The sequence below is a fragment of the Polaromonas sp. P1_E11 genome (assembly GCF_056405995.1).
On record NZ_JBFUBA010000002.1, the window covers coordinates 477697 to 494688 of the forward strand.

A 16992-nucleotide genomic window follows, 5' to 3' on the forward strand; every position below is an offset into this window, starting at 1 on the left:
CGTGCAAGCCGCCATCTACAAGAGGAGGCTTGATCTCACTATCGTCTCCTGCTTTTGTCGTCCTGATTTTTAAAGTCAACGGGCGTCAGGAGGGCGGCCTCTGACGGTCGGACGTGAGGCGAAGTGTGAGCCCACCAGCTCTCTGGCAGCATCGAGAAACCGAGCAAAACACCGGAAACAGCCAGAAGTGAAAGTGCCATGCGCACGACTTCTCGCTTGCGAAGCAGCCATGCAAGCAGGCAGAGCAATGCGTACAAGACAATTTGAGCCAATGCGGCCAAAGAGAACCCGATCTGAAACGAAGGGGCATAGCGAGCGGGAACGTTGGGTGCAGGCGTATAGAGCAGCAGGCCTTCAGGTGCCTGGAAATACAGATAGAAACCCGCCATCAGGGCAATCGCCGGAGCGACCAGTGCGGCGTAAGGCCAGAATTTGCGTATGAACTGCAATCTATTCACCTCGTCCCATCCATGCCACCAAAATCCCAATCAAGCCCATCGCCCCAACCAGTCCCAGGATCACCCCACGCCCCTCCATCACCCCGGCAAACACCCCCACCAGCATGCCCGCCAGCGGCTGCGACAAATTGTTGAGCATCACGATCACGCCTGTAGTCTTGCCGAGGTCTCTCGGTGGAATGATCTTCTGACGCAGGCTGCGGATGTAGACGTTGAACATCTTGTCAAAGCCGATCACCAGCAGAAACCCGGCGGTGTACACCCAGAAGTTACCGGCTAGCCCTGTGAGCAACCCGCCCACAAGCATCACGCTGTATGACACCAGGCCCAGGGTGCGCAAGGGCAGCACGGTGCGGGCAATGAACAGCAGGATGATGACGGTGGCAATGGCGCCGGCCGTTTGCAGCAACGCGTAATCGCCCGCCGTGCGCTGCAGCAGCCCGGTCACCATCGCGGCCGAGGTGGCGAGCGTCACACCGATAACCAGATTGACGCCGGCCGCCAGCGCAATCACTTTCTTCAGGCCCGGCAGATGCAGCACCTGCAAAAACGCGGTGCGAATGGGTAGCAGCCAGTGATCAGGGGCGGACTCGGGCGCGGCCAGCTCAACCGGGTTTTTCCGGTGCCACAAGGTCACGGCGCCATCGGCCAGCAGAAAGAGTGCCGCGGTGGCTGCCACTACTGCGGGCCATGGCATCCAGCGCAGCAGCAGTGACGCCAGCACGGGGCCCAGCACCATGCCGAGCTGGTCGGCAATCTGCGCATGGGCCAGCACTTTTTCAAAGCGGTGCTGACGGAAAATTTGCGGCAGCATGACCTCGCGGGCCATCAGGCCCTGGGTGGTCAGCACACCGCAAACCGCCGACAGGGCAATCAGCCAGCCGATGCCGCCCAGCCACTGAAAAGCGGCAGCCCCGCCGATGCACACCAGCGCGCGGTAGAGCTGGCTGATGCGCAAAAGCTTGAGAGGTGAAACCCGGTCGCACAGCGCGCCGCACACGGGAAAAGCCAGGAAGCGGGGAAGCGTCTCCACCGTGAAGGCGATACCTGACCAGGCCACGCTGCCCGTGATTTCGAAAACCACCAGAGGAACCAGGAACAGCAGTATCTGGTCGGCAAGCCTGGAAAGGAACAAGGAGCTATAAAACAGCTGGCCGTTGGCGTTGTTGGCGTTGTCGCGCACCCCTGCTCCCATCGCCTTGCCCCGCAAAGCAGGCCAGATACCTTGCGCACCTGGCTATTATTTTGATAGCGCCTTGCGCTCTTTCTGATTGGGCTGATTGGGCTGGCGGCATCTTTTATGCAAAGAACGCCGTCAAACCCATACCCCTTGTGCTCAGCTGCGGTCGACGCCGTCTTCTTCCGGCCAGTCGCGGATGTAGGCCTTGAGCATCTTGTTTTCGAAGTTCTGGCTGTCCACCACGGCCTTGGCCACGTCGTAAAGGCTGATGACGCCCATCATGACTTTCTGGTTCATCACAGGCATGTAACGCGCGTGTCGTTCCAGCATCATGCGGCGGACTTCGTCGAGTTCGGTTTCGGAGGTGCAGGTGAGTGGGTGGTCGTCCATGGCGGTACGTACAAGGGTCGTGCCGATCTCGCCGCCGTTTTTGACGATGCAGACAATCACTTCGCGAAATGTCAGCATGCCGACCAGGTCGCCGTGCTCCATGACGACCAGCGAGCCGATGTCTTTTTCGGCCATGATCTGGGCCGCCTTGGCAAGGGGTTCGTCAGGCTGAACGGTGTAAAGCGTGTTGCCCTTCACGCGCAGTATGTCTAGAACCTTCATGGCCATCTCCTCGGTTGTGCTGCTTGCCGGCCCTCATTGTCCCACCACAGCGCGGCAACAGGGAATTCAGTTTAAATATAGCCCACAATCAAACGGCAGGTTGCAAGAATCTGTTCGGGCTCCTGCGATTGCCCGGCGCACCGCCACTTTTTTCTGACTGGAGACAAACCCATGCCCGGTTATTCAGACCCCGGCTTTGACACCCTGGCGTTGCACGCCGGCGCCGCGCCCGACCCGGCCACCGGCGCGCGTGCCGTGCCGATTCACCTGACGACTTCTTTCGTCTTCGAATCCAGCGACCATGCGGCCAGCCTGTTCAATCTCGAACGCGCAGGCCACGTCTATTCGCGCATCAGCAACCCGACCAATGCGGTGCTGGAGCAACGCGTGTCGGCCCTGGAAGGCGGCATAGGCGCGATCGCCACGTCGAGCGGACAGGCGGCACTGCACCTGGCAATTGCCACCTTGATGGGCGCCGGCTCGCACATCGTCGCCAGCACCGCGCTGTATGGCGGCAGCCAGAACCTGCTGCACTACACCTTGCGCCGTTTCGGCATTGACACCACCTTTGTCAAGCCCGGCGACCTGGACGGCTGGCGCGCCGCCGTGCGGCCCAACACCAAACTTTTCTTCGGGGAAACCGTGGGCAACCCGGGCCTCGATGTGCTGGACATCGAAGCGGTGTCGAGCATTGCCCATGATGCCGGCGTGCCTCTGCTGGTGGACTCCACCCTCACCTCACCCTGGCTCATCAAGCCCTTTGACCACGGCGCCGACCTGGTCTACCACTCGGCCACCAAGTTCCTGAGCGGCCACGGCACGGTCATTGGCGGCGTGGTGGTGGACGGCGGCAGTTTCGACTGGGAAAAATCCGGAAAATTTGCCGAGCTGACCGAGGCCTACGAAGGCTTTCACAACATGGTGTTCAGCGAGGAAAGCACCGTGGGCGCCTTCCTGCTGCGCGCGCGGCGTGAGGGCCTGCGTGACTTCGGCGCCTGCATGAGCCCGCATACGGCATGGCTGATTTTGCAGGGCATTGAAACCCTGCCACTGCGCATGGCACGGCACATGGGCAACACGGAGAAAGTGGTGCAATTTCTTGCCAGCCACCCGCTGGTTTCACGCGTGGGCCACCCCATGCTCGAGTCGCACCCCAGCCATGCACTGGCCAAAAAGCTGCTGCCGCGCGGCGCCGGCTCGGTGTTCAGCTTCGACATCAAGGGCAACCGCGAACAGGGCAAGGCCTTCATCGAGGCGCTGAAAGTCTTCAGCCACCTGGCCAACGTGGGCGACTGCCGCAGCCTGGTGATCCACCCCGCCAGCACCACGCATTTCCGCATGAGCGACGAAGCGCTGGCGGCCGGCGGCATCACACAAGGCACGATCCGCCTGTCGATTGGACTGGAAGACCCGGACGACCTGCTGGACGACCTCAAGCGCGCACTCAAGGCGGCAGAAAAAACCGGCGTGAAAGCGGGGGCCTGAAGCATGTACCTCGACGTCAACGGCCATAAAACTTATTGCTACACCGGCGGCAAACCTTTTGATGCGACCAAACCCACTGTCGTGTTTGTTCATGGCGTGCTCAACGACCACAGCATCTGGATACTGCAGACCCGCTATTTCGCGCACCACGGCTTCAACGTGCTGGCGCCCGACCTGCCCGGCCACTGCAAAAGCGAAGGCGAGCCGCCGCAGTCGGTCGAAGAGGCCGCCGGTTTCATCATCGCGCTGCTTGATGCGGCCGGCATCAAAACCGCCGCGCTGGTGGGCCACAGCTTTGGCTCCCTCACGGCGCTGCACGCGGCGTCCGTCGCGCCGCAAAGGGTGACGCACCTGGCGCTGCTGGGAACCGCCGCGCCGATGAAGGTTTCCCCGGCGCTGCTGGACAATGCGCTGAACCAGCCGATGAAGGCCATCGACATGGTCAACACCTTCTCGCATTCCATGCTGGCGCCGCCGCCTTCGTCGCTGGGCCCGGGCACCTGGCTGTATGGCGGCTCCAAAGCCCTCATGCGGCGGGTGCTCGCCAGCAACACCAAGGTCAACCTGTTCCACCGCGGCTTCAAGGCCTGCGACGACTACACCGGCGGCGAAGCGGCCATTGAAAAAGTACAGTGCCCGGTGCTGTTCATCCTGGGCAAAAACGATTCCATGACCTTGCCCAAAATGGCGGCGCCGCTACAGGCCAAAGCCAAAAATGCCAAAACGGTGATGCTGCAGGCCGGCCACCAGATGATGACCGAGGCACCCGAAGGGGTCTTGTTTGCGCTGAAGGACTTCATTCGGCCATGAGCGTGCTGACGGCCACGCCGGCGATGACGCAGCAGCGTGCGCAGGAAATCGCCGCCAGCTTCGACCTGCGGGCGCTGCCGCCGGATTTTTACGCCAACCCCTATCCGGTGTATGCGCTGCTGCGCGAAACCGAGCCGGTCAAGCGCATGCCGGATGGCTCCTGGTTTCTCACGCGTTACGCCGACCTGGTGGCGGTGTACCGCGATGCGCAAACCTTCAGCTCGGACAAGAAGGTGGAGTTCGGGCCCAAGTACGGAGCGGGCTCGGCCCTGTTTGAACACCACACCACCAGCCTCGTGTTCAACGACCCGCCGCTTCACACGCGCGTTCGCAAGCTGATCATGGGCGCCCTTACGCGGCGCGCCATCGCCGGTATGGAGCCCGGGCTCATCACGCTGGTCGATAACCTGCTGGACGCGATCGAAAGCCGGGGCGGCGGTGATTTGATTGAAGATTTCGCTTCAGCGATCCCGGTGGAGATCATCGGCAACCTGCTGGGCGTGCCGCATGCCGACCGGGCGCCGCTGCGCACCTGGTCGCTGGCCATACTCGGCGCGCTGGAGCCCAAACTGACGCCCGAACAGGAAGCCCTGGGCAACAGCAGCGTACGGGACTTCACCGGCTACCTCAAGGACCTGGTGGCGGACCGGCGCAAACACCCGGGCGACCCGGAACACGATGTGCTGACCCGGCTGATCGGCGAAGAAGTGTCGGGTGAAAGACTCAGCGAAACCGAGCTGCTGCAAAACTGCGTGTTCATCCTCAACGCCGGCCACGAAACCACGACGAATCTCATCGGCAACGCGTTGGTGCTGCTGCAGGAGTGGCCGCAGGCCAAGCAGTTTTTGCTATCAAAACTGGAGCTGCTCGCGCCCGTCAATAAAGGGCTGCAGGCCGATTTGACTGTTGAAATCGATGAATTTCTGCGTTTTGAGCCATCCAACCAGCTGGGCAACCGTCGTGCGCTCAAGGCTTGCCAGGTGGGCGGTGTGGACTTGCCCGAAGGCGCGTTGCTGACGCTGTGCATTGGCGCGGCAAACCGCGACCCGGCGCAGTTTGCCCAGCCCGAACACCTGGACCTGGCACGCCAGGACAACCGCCACCTGGCCTTCGGCTTCGGCATTCACCAGTGTGCCGGGCTCAGCCTGGCGCGGCTTGAAGGCCGCATTGCCATTGGCCGCTTTCTGCAACGCTTTCCGCAATACCGTTTGACCGCCAGCCCCACACGCGGCGGCCGTGCGCGCTTCAGGGGTTTTTTGAAGGCTCCGTTTTCAACGACGGCTACCTGACCTGGCGTTGTGCGCCCACAAGATGCGGCGCCGTTTCCAGGGCCTGCAACAGCGCCTGTGTGGATGGCAAATGGGGCACGGCCTTGCTGTCGGTCTGCTCCATCGAGTCCAGCAGGCGGGAAAGGGTTTGCGCATGCGGCGTCAAGGGGCCCAGAAAGTGCGTGCCGCCCGCATCGGCAATCAGCAGCGTGGGAAAGGTCTCTACTTCCAGGTCTCCGACCAGCGCGGCTTCGTCTTCAATGTCCAGCCAGACAAACCGGCTTTCCGGATAGCGCAAGGCCATTTCCGAGAAGACGACGCCGTAGTCGCGGCAAAGGCCACACCAGTCCGCGCAGAGGCAAATCACCCATCGTGCGGGGGGCATCGTCACAGGCGGTTCACCATGGGGAGTTTCTGGAAGCAGATCGGTTGGCATGCAGGCACGGGCGCGGAAAGGGTGTGACGAGGGCTGGCGGCCATGGATTGACTATTATGGCCAGCGTCGCAAAATGAGGAGCACCACCGGATATCCGGCGCAGGAGACAAACCCATGAATGCCATCAGCCCCGATGCGGCGGAAACCGGCGCCGCGGCACCCGTTGATCCCCGCAGCTTTGCGTCTTTCGCGGATTTTTACCCCTTCTACCTGGGCGAGCACCGCAACGCAACCTGCCGCCGCCTGCACTTTGCAGGCTCAAGCCTCACTCTGCTTTGCCTGGCGGCGCTGCTGATAACCCGCAACCCGTGGTGGTTGCTGGCCGGCCTGCTGTGCGGCTACGGCTTTGCATGGATCGGGCATTTCGGATTCGAGAAGAACCGGCCCGCCTCGTTCAAGCGGCCACTCTACAGCTTCATGGGAGACTGGGTCATGTACCGCGACATGTGGGTCCAGGCCTTGCGGCGCATCAAAGGCACCTGAGCCCGTTTCCATGCGTGGTCTTGCCCCCCATAACGGGCTCTAACGGACCTTATCGGGCTTTATCAGGAGTCCAGCGACTGCAAGGGGCTGGTTTTTAACGCCTTCAGGCATGCCGCACCGGCCTGCAACGCCGCTTCATGTGTGGGATACGGGTGGTCGGAGCCTTCAATGCGCAGGTCCGCCATATGCTCCTGCGCTGACAGCTGCGTGACCACCCAGTAAAAAAGACCTGCTGACGGCTCCTTCACCCGCACCGCGAGCGGCCCGGGCGCATCGGGAACAGCGGCACTCATAAAGACCGCCCGAGCTCAGTGCTCACGTCTTTGGCGGCTGGGCCTACTTCCGCCACGGCAACGCGCAGTTCAAGCTCACTGCAATCGAGTGCGCTGACCCAGTATTTCAGGGAGGCTTCCTCGTTGATGTTGATGGGCTCGTTTTCCAGGGCCGGGTCGGCGATCAGGTTCGATGGTGATGTCACGGTTTTCTCCAGCTTGGTTGTCAATTGAGGGGATTGCAACAGACGAAGAGAATCGTCGCGTAAGCATAAAGACGGTCTTGTAAGAATTTCTCCCGCACGCCTGAAGGCCTAACGGGTGAAAATTTGTGCGGTGCACCATAAAAATCCTTACAAGGCTTACGTCACCCGAACGGCTGTTGCAGGATCAGGCAATCTGGCTTGAAAAAAGGCTCAAACCTGCTTCCCGGCACGGCATTTGGGCTGAAGGCAGAGCTTGCCGAATCGCAAGGAGGCCACGTTGAAGGCCAGATTGACGCGGGTGTGCGCCTGAACCGCCGCGAAGCAAAGATTAAGGGTTGGACTCGCCGTCTACCCGTATGCCGAGCTGCTTGACCTTGACGCGCTGCTCCACGGCCTGACTCCACATCTCGAAGTCTTCATTGGTGGGCGCAGGGCCCTGGCCGGTCTGGTAGGCCCACATTTTTGCCGTCAGTTCTTCGTAGATCTGCCTGGCTTCCTGGTGCGCCTTCCGTTCATGGGCGATGGCGCCTTCCAGTTTTTCCCTTGCTGGTATTTTTGATGGCATTGTCAGTGCGTGGAAAAATCGAAAACCCCAATTTTGTTACAACTCGCCGTCGGTCACAAATACCCCCAAAGCGGGATCGGTTTTTAGGCCGGGTGGCCCCCCCTGCCCCTGAAAACTGATGGCGCAGCGGGGTTTGGCGGTTTACAGCGCGTCGCGCAGCCGTATGGCCGGCCAACGGGCCTTTTCCCACAGGCCCCGGACCGCTTCGGCCTTGTCCAGCAGCAGTTGCTGTATCAGTGGCTCCAGTGGCGTGTTGTCAGGGTCGGCCAGGAGCAGGTAACGGGCTTCTACCTCGCCCCCGGCCTCATTGAGCTGGCCTACCCAGTCCAGCGCCACCAGTGTTTCCAGTACCGGCTCCAGTTGCAGCCCGTCCACCTGAAGGAGCTCGGCCAGCTGCGAAGCGCTGACGCCCTTGCGCGGGCTGGCAAGCGCCCGGTGCAGCTGCTGGAGCACTTCAATGGCCAGCTGGAAATGCCAGCCATGGGCGCTGCCGCGACGGGCCACCCCGGCCAGGAGGCTGGGCAGGTAGGCGGCAATCACGGCGCCCATCAGCACGATGACCCAGGACACATAAATCCATACAAGGAGGATAGGCAGCGTCGCAAAGGCGCCATACACCAGCGAATAGGTCGGCACGGCGCCCAGATACAGGCTCAGCACGCGTTTTCCCACCTCAATGCCCGCAGCCACAAACAGGCCCCCTACCCAGGCATGCGACCACTTCACGTAGGTGTTGGGCACATAGCGGTACATCGCCGCCATGCCCCCCGCCACCAGGAAAAACTGCAAGACGCTGAGCAAAAAACGCAGGCTGACGGGCAAAGCGCCCACCAGGCCACCCGAGGCGGACAGCACATAAGAAGTGACCGCCAGGCTGGCGGCCAGCAGCAGCGGCCCCAGGGTAATGGCCGCCCAGTAAATCAGCACACGCTGCGTGAGCGGCCGCGCCTTCTTGACGCGCCAGATGCCGTTGAGCGTTCGGTCAATGGTCAGGATGAGTGCGATGGCCGTGACCAGCAGCACGGCCAGGCCCGCAATGCCCAGTTTGTTGGCCTGGCGGCTGAACTGCGTGAGATAACCCAGCACCTGGCGGGCGATGTTGTCGGGGATCAGGCTCTGGATGAGCCAGGCCTGCAGCGCGCCCTGCAGTTTCGCGAACATCGGAAAGGCCGTGAAAATGGCCAGCGCGACCGTAAAAAATGGCACCAGCGCGATGGAGGTGGTGAAGGTGAGGCTGCTGGCGGTCAGGCCCATGTGGTCTTCGCGAAAACGATCGCGCAGCGTGAGCGCGGTGTGGCGCCACGGAAAACGGGAAAGGCCCTCCAGAAGGTCCTGCAGGTATTGCTGAAATTTCATCCCCGGTATCATGCCACCGACACTCCTGGAACCTGCCCCGGGATCCCGACAGGTTTCCATCAACATGAATCACACAAAGCAAATCGACTTCACCCGCCGCCTGGCGCTGGCCAGCCTGCTGGGCCTCATCGTGCTGGGCCTGGCCTGGGAAATGTGGCTGGCACCCATTCGCCCGGGCGGCTCATTGCTGGCGCTCAAAGTATTGCCGCTATGCATTCCGCTGGCCGGCATCATGAAAAACCGGATGTACACCTACCGCTGGGTCAGCCTGCTGGTGTGGCTGTATTTCACCGAAGGCGTGGTGCGCGCCTGGAGCGACCGCGCCCCCGGCAACTACCTGGCCTTCGTCGAGGTGCTGCTGTGCCTCGCGCTTTTTGCCGCCTGCGCGCTGCATGTGCGCGTGCGCCTGAAAAACGCCCCCCTCCAGCCCATCAACCCCTAACCCGAGTCGACCATCGTGAGCACGCACACCCAACTGATTGAATCCCTGCGCCAGATCGTCGGCGCAAGCAACGTCCTGACCGACGGCGACCTGACGCCCTGGGTACAGGACTGGCGCAAGCGCGAAACCGGCAAGGCCCTGGCCGTGGTGCGACCTGGCTCCACCGCAGAAGTGGCTGCCGTCGTCAAAGCCTGCGCTGCGGCACGCGTGAGCATCGTGCCGCAGGGCGGTAATACCGGCATGGTGGTAGGGTCGACACCCGACGACACCGGCACGCAGGTCGTGCTGAGCCTGACGCGCATGAACAAGGTGCGCACGCTGGACGCCGGCAACCTGACCATCACGGTCGATGCCGGCTGCGTGCTGCAAAACCTGCAGGAAGCCTGCGAAAAAGCCGGATTTCTGTTTCCCCTGAGCCTGGCCTCGGAAGGCAGCTGCACCATAGGCGGCAACCTCGGCACCAACGCCGGCGGCACCCAGGTCGTGCGCTACGGCAATACGCGCGACCTCTGCCTGGGCCTGGAAGTCGTGAACGCGCAGGGCGAGATCTGGGATGGGCTGTCGGGCCTGCGCAAGGACAACACCGGCTACGACCTGCGCCACCTGTTCATCGGCAGCGAAGGCACGCTGGGCGTGATCACCGGCGCCATCATGAAGCTGTACCCCATGCCCAAATCCCAACTCACCGCATTTGCCGCCGTGCCCACGCTTGAGGCCGCCGTGCAGCTGCTGGGCCTGGCGCATGAGCACCTGGGCTCGGGCCTGACGGGTTTCGAGGTCATGGGCCAGTTCGCACTGGGCCTGGTGGCCAAACATTTCCCGCAACAGCGCGTGCCTTTCTGGCAAGAGCACGCCTGGTGCGTGGTTCTGGAGAACTCGGACAACGAATCCGAAGCCCATGCGCGCGAATGTTTCGAACGCCTGCTCGAGGCCGCCATGGAGGCGGGCTGTGTGGCGGATGCGGTAGTCGCCGAGAGCATGGCGCAGGCCCATGCGCTGTGGCACATCCGTGAAAGCATCCCGATGGCGCAGGCCGAAGAGGGCCTGAACATCAAGCACGACATCTCGATCAACGTGTCGCGCATCCCCGAGTTCGTGACTGAAACCAATGCCCTGCTGCTCAAGCGTTTTCCCGGCGCGCGCATGGTCGTCTATGGCCACCTGGGCGACGGCAACCTGCACTACAACGTGCAGGCGCCGGAGAATGAAGACCAGGCGCGTTTCCTCAACGAGCAGGAGACGCCCATGAATGCCCTGGTCTACGAGGCGGTGGACCGCTACCGGGGCTCGATATCGGCCGAGCACGGCGTCGGAAGCCTCAAGGTTGATACGCTGCCCAAGCACAAATCACCCGTGGCACTGGACATGATGCGCGCCATCAAACAGGGCCTGGACCCTCACAACCTGATGAACCCGGGACGGGTGCTAAAGGCATAATTAAACCTCTGGCCGCACGCCGCCGTGCCGGCCCCGGCCCCGCCCCCTCCCTCCTGACCCAAGCCGACTGGTTGTAAATGACCCGCCCCATCCGCTCCCAATACGAAGATTTCATGCGCCATGTGGACACTCACGGCGCCTTCAAGGCCGACCGCACCGGCACCGGCACCAAAAGCGTCTTTGGCTACCAGATGCGCTTTGACCTGAATGAGGGCTTTCCGCTGGTGACCACCAAAAAGGTTCACCTCAAATCCATCGTGCATGAGCTCTTGTGGTTTCTGCAGGGTTCCAGCGACAACAACTGGCTCAAGGAACGCGGCGTCACCATCTGGGACGAATGGGCGCGTGAAGACGGCGACCTGGGCCCGGTCTATGGCGTGCAATGGCGCAGCTGGCCCACGCCTGACGGCGGCCACATCGACCAGATCTCCGAAGTTATCAAGACGCTGAAGACCAACCCTGATTCGCGCCGCATCATCGTAAGCGCCTGGAACGTGGCGGACCTCTCCAAGATGGCGCTCATGCCCTGCCACGCGTTTTTCCAGTTCTATGTGGCGCCATCTGAAGTCCAGGGCCAGCCCGGCAAATTGAGCTGCCAGCTCTACCAGCGCAGCGCCGACATTTTCCTGGGCGTGCCTTTCAACATCGCCAGCTACGCCCTGCTCACCCACATGGTGGCGCAGCAATGCGGCCTGGGTGTGGGTGACTTCATCTGGACCGGCGGCGACTGCCACATCTACAGCAACCACCACGAGCAGGTAGCGCTGCAGCTAAGCCGCCAGCCCTTTGCCTACCCCACGCTGCAGATCAAACGAAAACCCGAATCGATCTTTGACTACCAGTTTGAAGATTTTGAATTTCTGGACTACCAGCACCATGAGGCGATTAAAGCGCCCGTGGCGGTGTGATGGCCCCCACGCTTTTCACTTCGTGTAATGCGCTGCCCCCCGAGGGGGCCGCTGCGCCTGCGGCCCGGCAAAGCCGGTTCCGCGGCCCCTGCTTGGTTGAAGAGCCCCCACGGTCGCTCGACTTTTGGCGGAACGGCGGGGAATTGGTATGACACACATCCACATGATCTTCGCCCGCGCCGCCAACGGCGTGATCGGCCGCGACAACACCATCCCCTGGCGCCTGCCGGAAGACATGGCGCGCCTCAAGCGCCTGACCACCGGCTGGCCGGTCATCATGGGTCGCAAGACCTGGGACTCGCTGCCGGTGAAATTCCGCCCGCTGCCCGGCCGCACCAACATCGTCATCACGCGCCAGCCCGGCTGGAAAGACACCGGCGCCGAAACGGCCGCGAGCCTGGCCGACGCGCTGGCGCTATGCGCAGCTTCAGCCGAGGTGTGGATCCTGGGCGGCGCGCAGATTTACGCGCAGGCGATGCCGCTGGCAGAGCGCATTGAAGTCACCGAGATTGCCGAAACGATTGAAGGCGACGCCTATGCGCCGACACTGGGGCCCGAATGGCTGGAGGCCGCGCGTGAAGACCACGTGTCGGCCAACGGGATGAAGTTCAGCTTCATCACCTACCGAAAATAGGCCCTGCTCCCATCGCAACACACACCACAACGCATAACAACACACAAGGAAAAGATATGTCAGGAGGCGGATTTCACGTACACGGGCCCCACGACCATGAGCTGGAGCATGCAGCGCAAGGCGGTCACGGCAGCCACGACAGCGGCGGCATGATCGCTCAGATCGCGGTCATCACGGCCATCATCGCAACCATAGGCGCCATTTTTTCCTATATGGGCGGCGCCACGCAGGCCAATGCGGGCCTCTATAAAAACAACGCGGCGATCAAGAAGACGGAAGCCTCCAACCAGTGGAACTACTTCCAGTCGAAAAGCACCAAGCAATCGCTGGCCGAACTCGCCCGCGACCTGGCGCCCGAAGAAAAAAAAGCCGGCTACCAGGGCAAGGTAGACCGCTACGAGAAAGAGAAGAATGAGATCAAGGTGGTCGCCGACAAGCTCGAAGCCGAAGCCACCACCTGGGACAAGTCGTCCGATGAGCAGATGCACCAGCACCACCGCTGGGCGCAGGCCACCACAGTGCTGCAGGTCGCCATTGCCCTGGCGGCCATTGCGCTGTTGACCCGCAAGAAGTGGCTTGAATACGGCATGTTCGCCGTGGCCGGCGTGGGGCTCGTCATCGGCATATTTGCCTTGCTACATATTTGATAGCTGCTTGCGCACGTTCTTATTGGGCCGGAGCACTAAATCATGAAAATTTCCACCTGGAACGTCAATTCCCTGACCGCGCGGCTTGCGCATGTGCTGAACTGGCTTGCGGCCAATCCCGTCGACGTGCTGTGCCTGCAAGAGCTCAAGATGACGGACGACAAGTTTCCGCTGGAGGCGCTCAAGGCTGCCGGCTATGAAGCCGCCGCTTTCGGCCAGAAGACCTACAACGGTGTGGCGATCCTTTCGCGCACGCCGCTGCGCGACGTGGTGAAAAACATTGTCGGTTTTGAGGACGAGCACTCACGCGTCATTGCCTCCACGGTGGACGGCCCTGCGGGACCCATCCGCGTGCTGAACGGCTATTTCGTCAATGGGCAGGAGCCCGGCAGCGAAAAGTTCGCCTACAAGATGCGCTGGCTGGGAGGCCTGCAGGCGTATGTGCGCGCGGAGATGGCAGACCACCCACAACTGGTGTTGCTGGGGGACTTCAACATCGCACCGGAAGACCAGGATTCGTTCGACCCGGAGGGCTTGCGCGACACCATTCACCACACGAAGGAGGAGCGTGAGCATTTCCGCCAGCTGGTGGCGATGGGCCTGACCGACAGTTTCCGCATGTTCGAGCAGCCGCCCAAAAGCTTTTCGTGGTGGGACTACCGCATGCTGGGCTACCAGAAGAATCGCGGCCTGCGCATCGACCACATCCTGGTCAGCAACGCCCTGAAGCCGCAAGTCAAAGGCTGCACCATAGACCGCGTGCCCCGCAAATGGGAAAAGCCCAGCGACCACGCGCCAGTGACCCTGGAGATCGGCTGACCCCCGTCCAGGCTCACTTCGTGTAGCCTGTTCCCCCCTTCCAGGGGGCGGCGCCTGGGGCCGGCGAAGCCGGACCCGCGGCCCCCGCTGGTGAGATACCTCCATCACGGGTCGCACCCACTGGATTCTTCAAGCCAGCATGAGCCGCGGGACTGGCTTTGCCAGACCGCAGGCGGGCGGCCCCCTCGGGGGGGCAGCGACCCACACGCAGTGGGGGAGCGTGGGGGCTCCATCTACTCCAGGTTGAGTTCCTGGATCTTGCGCGTGATGGTGTTGCGGCCTATGCCTAACTTTTGAGCGGCCTCAATGCGGCGCCCGCGTGTATTGACCAATGCGGTCTGAATCAATTTGGATTCAAATCGCCGGGTCAGCACATCCCACACATCGCTGCGACCTGTCGCCAGCAACGCCAGGGCTTCTGCTTCAAGGCCACTTTCCCAGCTTTGTTCAGGGCCGGAGACCGGGGGAACCGGTACGGCCGCTTCAGCCCCATGGCTGGCAGGAATTTTCTCCGCGGTGCCTGCCGACCACTCCATTTTGGCCGCCCCGGCCTTCTCGGCCAAAACCGTGTTTCTGCCCGATTCGGGAACAATGCCCAGCACTTCGGGCGGAAGATCCTTGGGCTCAATCACCTGCGCCGGCGCCATGACGGTGAGCCAGTGGCAAATGTTTTCAAGCTGGCGCACATTGCCGGGGAAACCAAAGTTGCTGAGCTGCTGCAGCGCCGTGTCGGAAATCCGCTTGGGCTCCACACCGAGCTGCTTGGCGCTTTGCTGCAGGAAGTGGCGTGTCAGCATAAAGACGTCTTCGCGCCGCTCGCGCAGTGCGGGCAGGCGCAGGCGGATCACATTGAGTCGGTGGAACAAATCCTCGCGGAAGCCGCCCTCCTTGACGCGTTGCTCCAGATCCTGGTGGGTGGCAGCGATCACACGCACGTTGGCCTTGACGGCGTTGTGCCCGCCGACGCGGTAGAAATGGCCGTCACTCAGCACACGCAAAAGGCGCGTCTGCAAGTCAAACGGCATGTCGCCGATTTCATCGAGAAACAGCGTGCCGCCCTCAGCTTGTTCAAAGCGGCCGCGCCGCATGGTCTGCGCGCCGGTGAAGGCGCCGCGCTCATGGCCGAACAGTTCGCTCTCCAGCAAATCCTTGGGGATGGCCGCAGTGTTGATCGCGACAAACGGACCGTTGGCGCGGGGCGAATGCTTGTGCAGCGCACGCGCCACCAGTTCCTTGCCCGAACCCGACTCCCCGGTGATCATCACGGTCACCATGCTCTGGCTCAGCCGCCCGATGGCGCGAAAAACGTCCTGCATGGCCGGCGCCTGGCCGAGCATTTCGGGCGCGGAGGCCATGCGTTCTTCGGCCACCTCTTCGCGCTGGCTTTCTTCCACTGCACGGCGAATGAGTTCTACCGCCTTGGGCAGGTCAAACGGCTTGGGCAGGTATTCGAAGGCGCCGCCCTGGAAGGCGGAAACCGCGCTGTCGAGGTCGGAGAACGCGGTCATGATGATGACTGGCAGGCCGGGGAGCTTTTCCTTGACCTTTTCGAGCAGGTCGAGGCCCGAGCCGCCCGGCATGCGGATGTCGCTCACAAGAATTTGCGGCCCTTCGTCCTCCGTCGCGTTTTCCAGTGCGGCAAGGACTTCGCGGGGATTGGTGAAACTGCGCGTAGGAAGGTCCTCGCGGAGCAGGGCCTTTTCCAGAACAAACCGGATGGACTGGTCATCATCAACGATCCAGATCGGTTTCATGTAGTGCAGTCCCTTTTTTCGTGCTTTCAATGCCTGGCTCTTTTTTGAGCCCTCTGCACGATCGCGTTATGTATCAATCATGGCTGAGAACACACTTCAAGGCAGCGGTATAAGCAGCTTGAAATCTGTACGGCCCGGCACACTGTCGCACTCAATCAAACCGTGGTGTTGCTGGACAAAGGTTTGCGCCAATGTCAGCCCCAGCCCCGAACCACCTTCCCGCCCGGATACCAGCGGATAGAAGATGCGGTCTTTGATGGAGTCCGGCACACCCGGTCCATTGTCGATAACATGCAATTCCAATGCCAAGCGATAGCGCTGCTTGCCAAAAGTTACCTGCCTGGCGATTCTTGTCCTGAAAGTGATGTGCGCATTGCCAGCCGCCACCCGTTCCGCAAGGGCCTGTGCGGCGTTGTGCGCGATGTTCAATACCGCCTGAATGAGCTGCTCGCGGTCTCCGCGGAAATCAGGAATAGAGATGTCGTAGTCGCGCGTGACCTTCAGGCCCCTGGGAAATTCCGCCAGGATCAGGGAGCGCACGCGCTCACACACTTCGTGAATATTGACATCGCCCACCAGGTGCGGGCGGCGGTGCGGGGCCAGCAGGCGGTCTACCAGCGTCTGCAGCCGGTCTGCCTCATGGATGATGACCTGGGTGTATTCGGTCAGGTCTTTGCCGATTTCCATTTGCAGCAGCTGCGCGGCGCCGCGAATACCGCCCAGCGGGTTTTTGATCTCATGGGCCAGGTTGCGAATCAGTTCTTTATTGGCCTGCGCCTGGTCGATCAGACGTTCTTCGCGCTCCTGCTTGGCCTGCTGCTCCAGCGGCAGCAGCTCCACAATCGCCTCGCCAGGCGTGTCGGTTTGCGCCACCACCACATGCACGGGCAGCGGTTCGTGGTTCAGTCGCTTGAGCCAGGCGTCGTAGCGCAGGGCGGCAAATTCATTGCTGCCAGCGCCTTCCAGCGCATTTTGCAGAATCAACGGCTCGGTAAAGCAATCGGGAAGCTGAGAGCCTTCAATGGTTCGCCGTGAAGTGCCCAGCGCATCTTCCAGTGCAGCATTGGCAAATACCACGGTGCCGTTGGTGCGCACCACAGCCACCAGCGTAGCCAGCAAGTCAAACGCCTGAAAGCGGGGGGGGAGTCCGGTGACCGGTACGGACGATAAAGCGGCGCGGATGGAGGGCTTATTCAAGCCATCCATTTTCCTCCAGAAGC

Annotated in this window: 20 protein-coding genes; 10 read left to right on the forward strand and 10 right to left on the reverse strand. The window is 61.9% G+C overall.

The features are described from left to right. Positions 1–38: 38 nt before the first annotated feature. The 3 genes from AC1D11_RS09725 to AC1D11_RS09735 all read right to left on the reverse strand — a co-directional run bounded on the left by AC1D11_RS09725 (position 39) and on the right by AC1D11_RS09735 (position 2250). Positions 39–458 carry a hypothetical protein gene (locus tag AC1D11_RS09725; protein WP_477651000.1) on the reverse strand — a complete coding sequence of 140 codons (420 nt, stop codon included), beginning with the start codon at positions 456–458 and terminating at the stop codon, positions 39–41. Beyond that, the gene (locus AC1D11_RS09730) at positions 451–1653 is read right to left on the reverse strand and encodes an MFS transporter (protein ID WP_477651001.1); all 1203 of its coding nucleotides are present in this window, start codon (positions 1651–1653) and stop codon (positions 451–453) included. The genes AC1D11_RS09725 and AC1D11_RS09730 overlap by 8 nt, the downstream gene beginning before the upstream one ends. A 141-nt stretch (positions 1654–1794) precedes the next feature. After that, entirely contained in the window at positions 1795–2250 is a 456-nt protein-coding gene (locus tag AC1D11_RS09735) for a CBS domain-containing protein (RefSeq protein ID WP_477646256.1), read from the reverse strand. 171 nt (positions 2251–2421) lie between these two features. Here AC1D11_RS09735 and AC1D11_RS09740 point away from each other — a divergent pair, with 171 nt between their 5' ends. The 3 genes from AC1D11_RS09740 to AC1D11_RS09750 are packed head-to-tail and all read left to right on the forward strand — an operon-like array spanning position 2422 to position 5834. Beyond that, positions 2422–3735 (forward strand): O-acetylhomoserine aminocarboxypropyltransferase, encoded by a 1314-nt coding sequence (locus AC1D11_RS09740; protein ID WP_477646257.1) that lies wholly within the window; start codon positions 2422–2424, stop codon positions 3733–3735. A gap of 3 nt (positions 3736–3738) precedes the next feature. Further along, positions 3739–4545, forward strand: a complete 807-nt coding sequence (locus tag AC1D11_RS09745; RefSeq protein ID WP_477646258.1) for an alpha/beta fold hydrolase — start codon at positions 3739–3741, stop codon at positions 4543–4545. After that, positions 4542–5834, forward strand: coding sequence for a cytochrome P450 (locus AC1D11_RS09750; protein WP_477646259.1), 1293 nt, complete (start codon positions 4542–4544; stop codon positions 5832–5834). Before AC1D11_RS09745 ends, AC1D11_RS09750 begins: the two co-directional genes overlap by 4 nt. On the opposite strand, the gene AC1D11_RS09755 is transcribed toward AC1D11_RS09750, so the two are convergent. After that, positions 5827–6198, reverse strand: a complete 372-nt coding sequence (locus AC1D11_RS09755; RefSeq protein ID WP_477646260.1) for a thioredoxin family protein — start codon at positions 6196–6198, stop codon at positions 5827–5829. The two genes, AC1D11_RS09750 and AC1D11_RS09755, sit on opposite strands and share 8 nt — an antisense overlap. A gap of 165 nt (positions 6199–6363) precedes the next feature. Between AC1D11_RS09755 and AC1D11_RS09760 the strand changes: the two genes are divergently transcribed. After that, complete coding sequence (locus AC1D11_RS09760; protein ID WP_477646261.1) at positions 6364–6732, forward strand: Mpo1-like protein; 369 nt, start codon at positions 6364–6366, stop codon at positions 6730–6732. A 62-nt stretch (positions 6733–6794) separates the two neighbouring features. Here AC1D11_RS09760 and AC1D11_RS09765 read toward each other — a convergent pair whose 3' ends face one another. The 4 genes from AC1D11_RS09765 to AC1D11_RS09780 form a co-directional block, all read right to left on the reverse strand. After that, a complete protein-coding gene (locus tag AC1D11_RS09765; RefSeq protein ID WP_477646262.1) occupies positions 6795–7025 on the reverse strand; it encodes a hypothetical protein in 231 nt (76 codons plus the stop codon). Further along, the gene (locus AC1D11_RS09770) at positions 7022–7210 is read right to left on the reverse strand and encodes a DUF3606 domain-containing protein (RefSeq protein ID WP_477646263.1); all 189 of its coding nucleotides are present in this window, start codon (positions 7208–7210) and stop codon (positions 7022–7024) included. Before AC1D11_RS09770 ends, AC1D11_RS09765 begins: the two co-directional genes overlap by 4 nt. 328 nt (positions 7211–7538) lie before the next feature. Next, positions 7539–7775 (reverse strand): hypothetical protein, encoded by a 237-nt coding sequence (locus tag AC1D11_RS09775; protein WP_477646264.1) that lies wholly within the window; start codon positions 7773–7775, stop codon positions 7539–7541. Between the two features lie 141 nt (positions 7776–7916). Continuing rightward, positions 7917–9131: a YihY family inner membrane protein gene (locus AC1D11_RS09780; RefSeq protein ID WP_477646265.1), complete on the reverse strand. Its 1215-nt coding sequence runs from the start codon at positions 9129–9131 to the stop codon at positions 7917–7919. A gap of 64 nt (positions 9132–9195) precedes the next feature. Between AC1D11_RS09780 and AC1D11_RS09785 the strand changes: the two genes are divergently transcribed. The 6 genes from AC1D11_RS09785 to xth all read left to right on the forward strand — a co-directional run bounded on the left by AC1D11_RS09785 (position 9196) and on the right by xth (position 14018). After that, entirely contained in the window at positions 9196–9573 is a 378-nt protein-coding gene (locus AC1D11_RS09785) for a DUF2069 domain-containing protein (protein ID WP_477646266.1), read from the forward strand. Positions 9574–9588: 15 nt separating this feature from the next. Next, a complete protein-coding gene (locus AC1D11_RS09790) occupies positions 9589–11010 on the forward strand; it encodes an FAD-binding oxidoreductase (RefSeq protein ID WP_477646267.1) in 1422 nt (473 codons plus the stop codon). A 77-nt stretch (positions 11011–11087) separates the two neighbouring features. Beyond that, entirely contained in the window at positions 11088–11918 is an 831-nt protein-coding gene (locus AC1D11_RS09795) for a thymidylate synthase (RefSeq protein WP_477646268.1), read from the forward strand. A gap of 148 nt (positions 11919–12066) precedes the next feature. Continuing rightward, entirely contained in the window at positions 12067–12552 is a 486-nt protein-coding gene (locus AC1D11_RS09800; RefSeq protein WP_477646269.1) for a dihydrofolate reductase, read from the forward strand. A gap of 56 nt (positions 12553–12608) precedes the next feature. Next, complete coding sequence (locus AC1D11_RS09805; protein WP_477646271.1) at positions 12609–13199, forward strand: DUF4337 domain-containing protein; 591 nt, start codon at positions 12609–12611, stop codon at positions 13197–13199. A gap of 42 nt (positions 13200–13241) precedes the next feature. Continuing rightward, entirely contained in the window at positions 13242–14018 is a 777-nt protein-coding gene (xth, locus tag AC1D11_RS09810; RefSeq protein ID WP_477646272.1) for an exodeoxyribonuclease III, read from the forward strand. A 233-nt stretch (positions 14019–14251) separates the two neighbouring features. On the opposite strand, the gene ntrC is transcribed toward xth, so the two are convergent. Continuing rightward, a complete protein-coding gene (gene ntrC, locus AC1D11_RS09815; RefSeq protein ID WP_477646273.1) occupies positions 14252–15772 on the reverse strand; it encodes a nitrogen regulation protein NR(I) in 1521 nt (506 codons plus the stop codon). Between the two features lie 96 nt (positions 15773–15868). After that, positions 15869–16978: a nitrogen regulation protein NR(II) gene (glnL, locus tag AC1D11_RS09820; RefSeq protein ID WP_477646274.1), complete on the reverse strand. Its 1110-nt coding sequence runs from the start codon at positions 16976–16978 to the stop codon at positions 15869–15871. Positions 16979–16992: the final 14 nt, after the last annotated feature.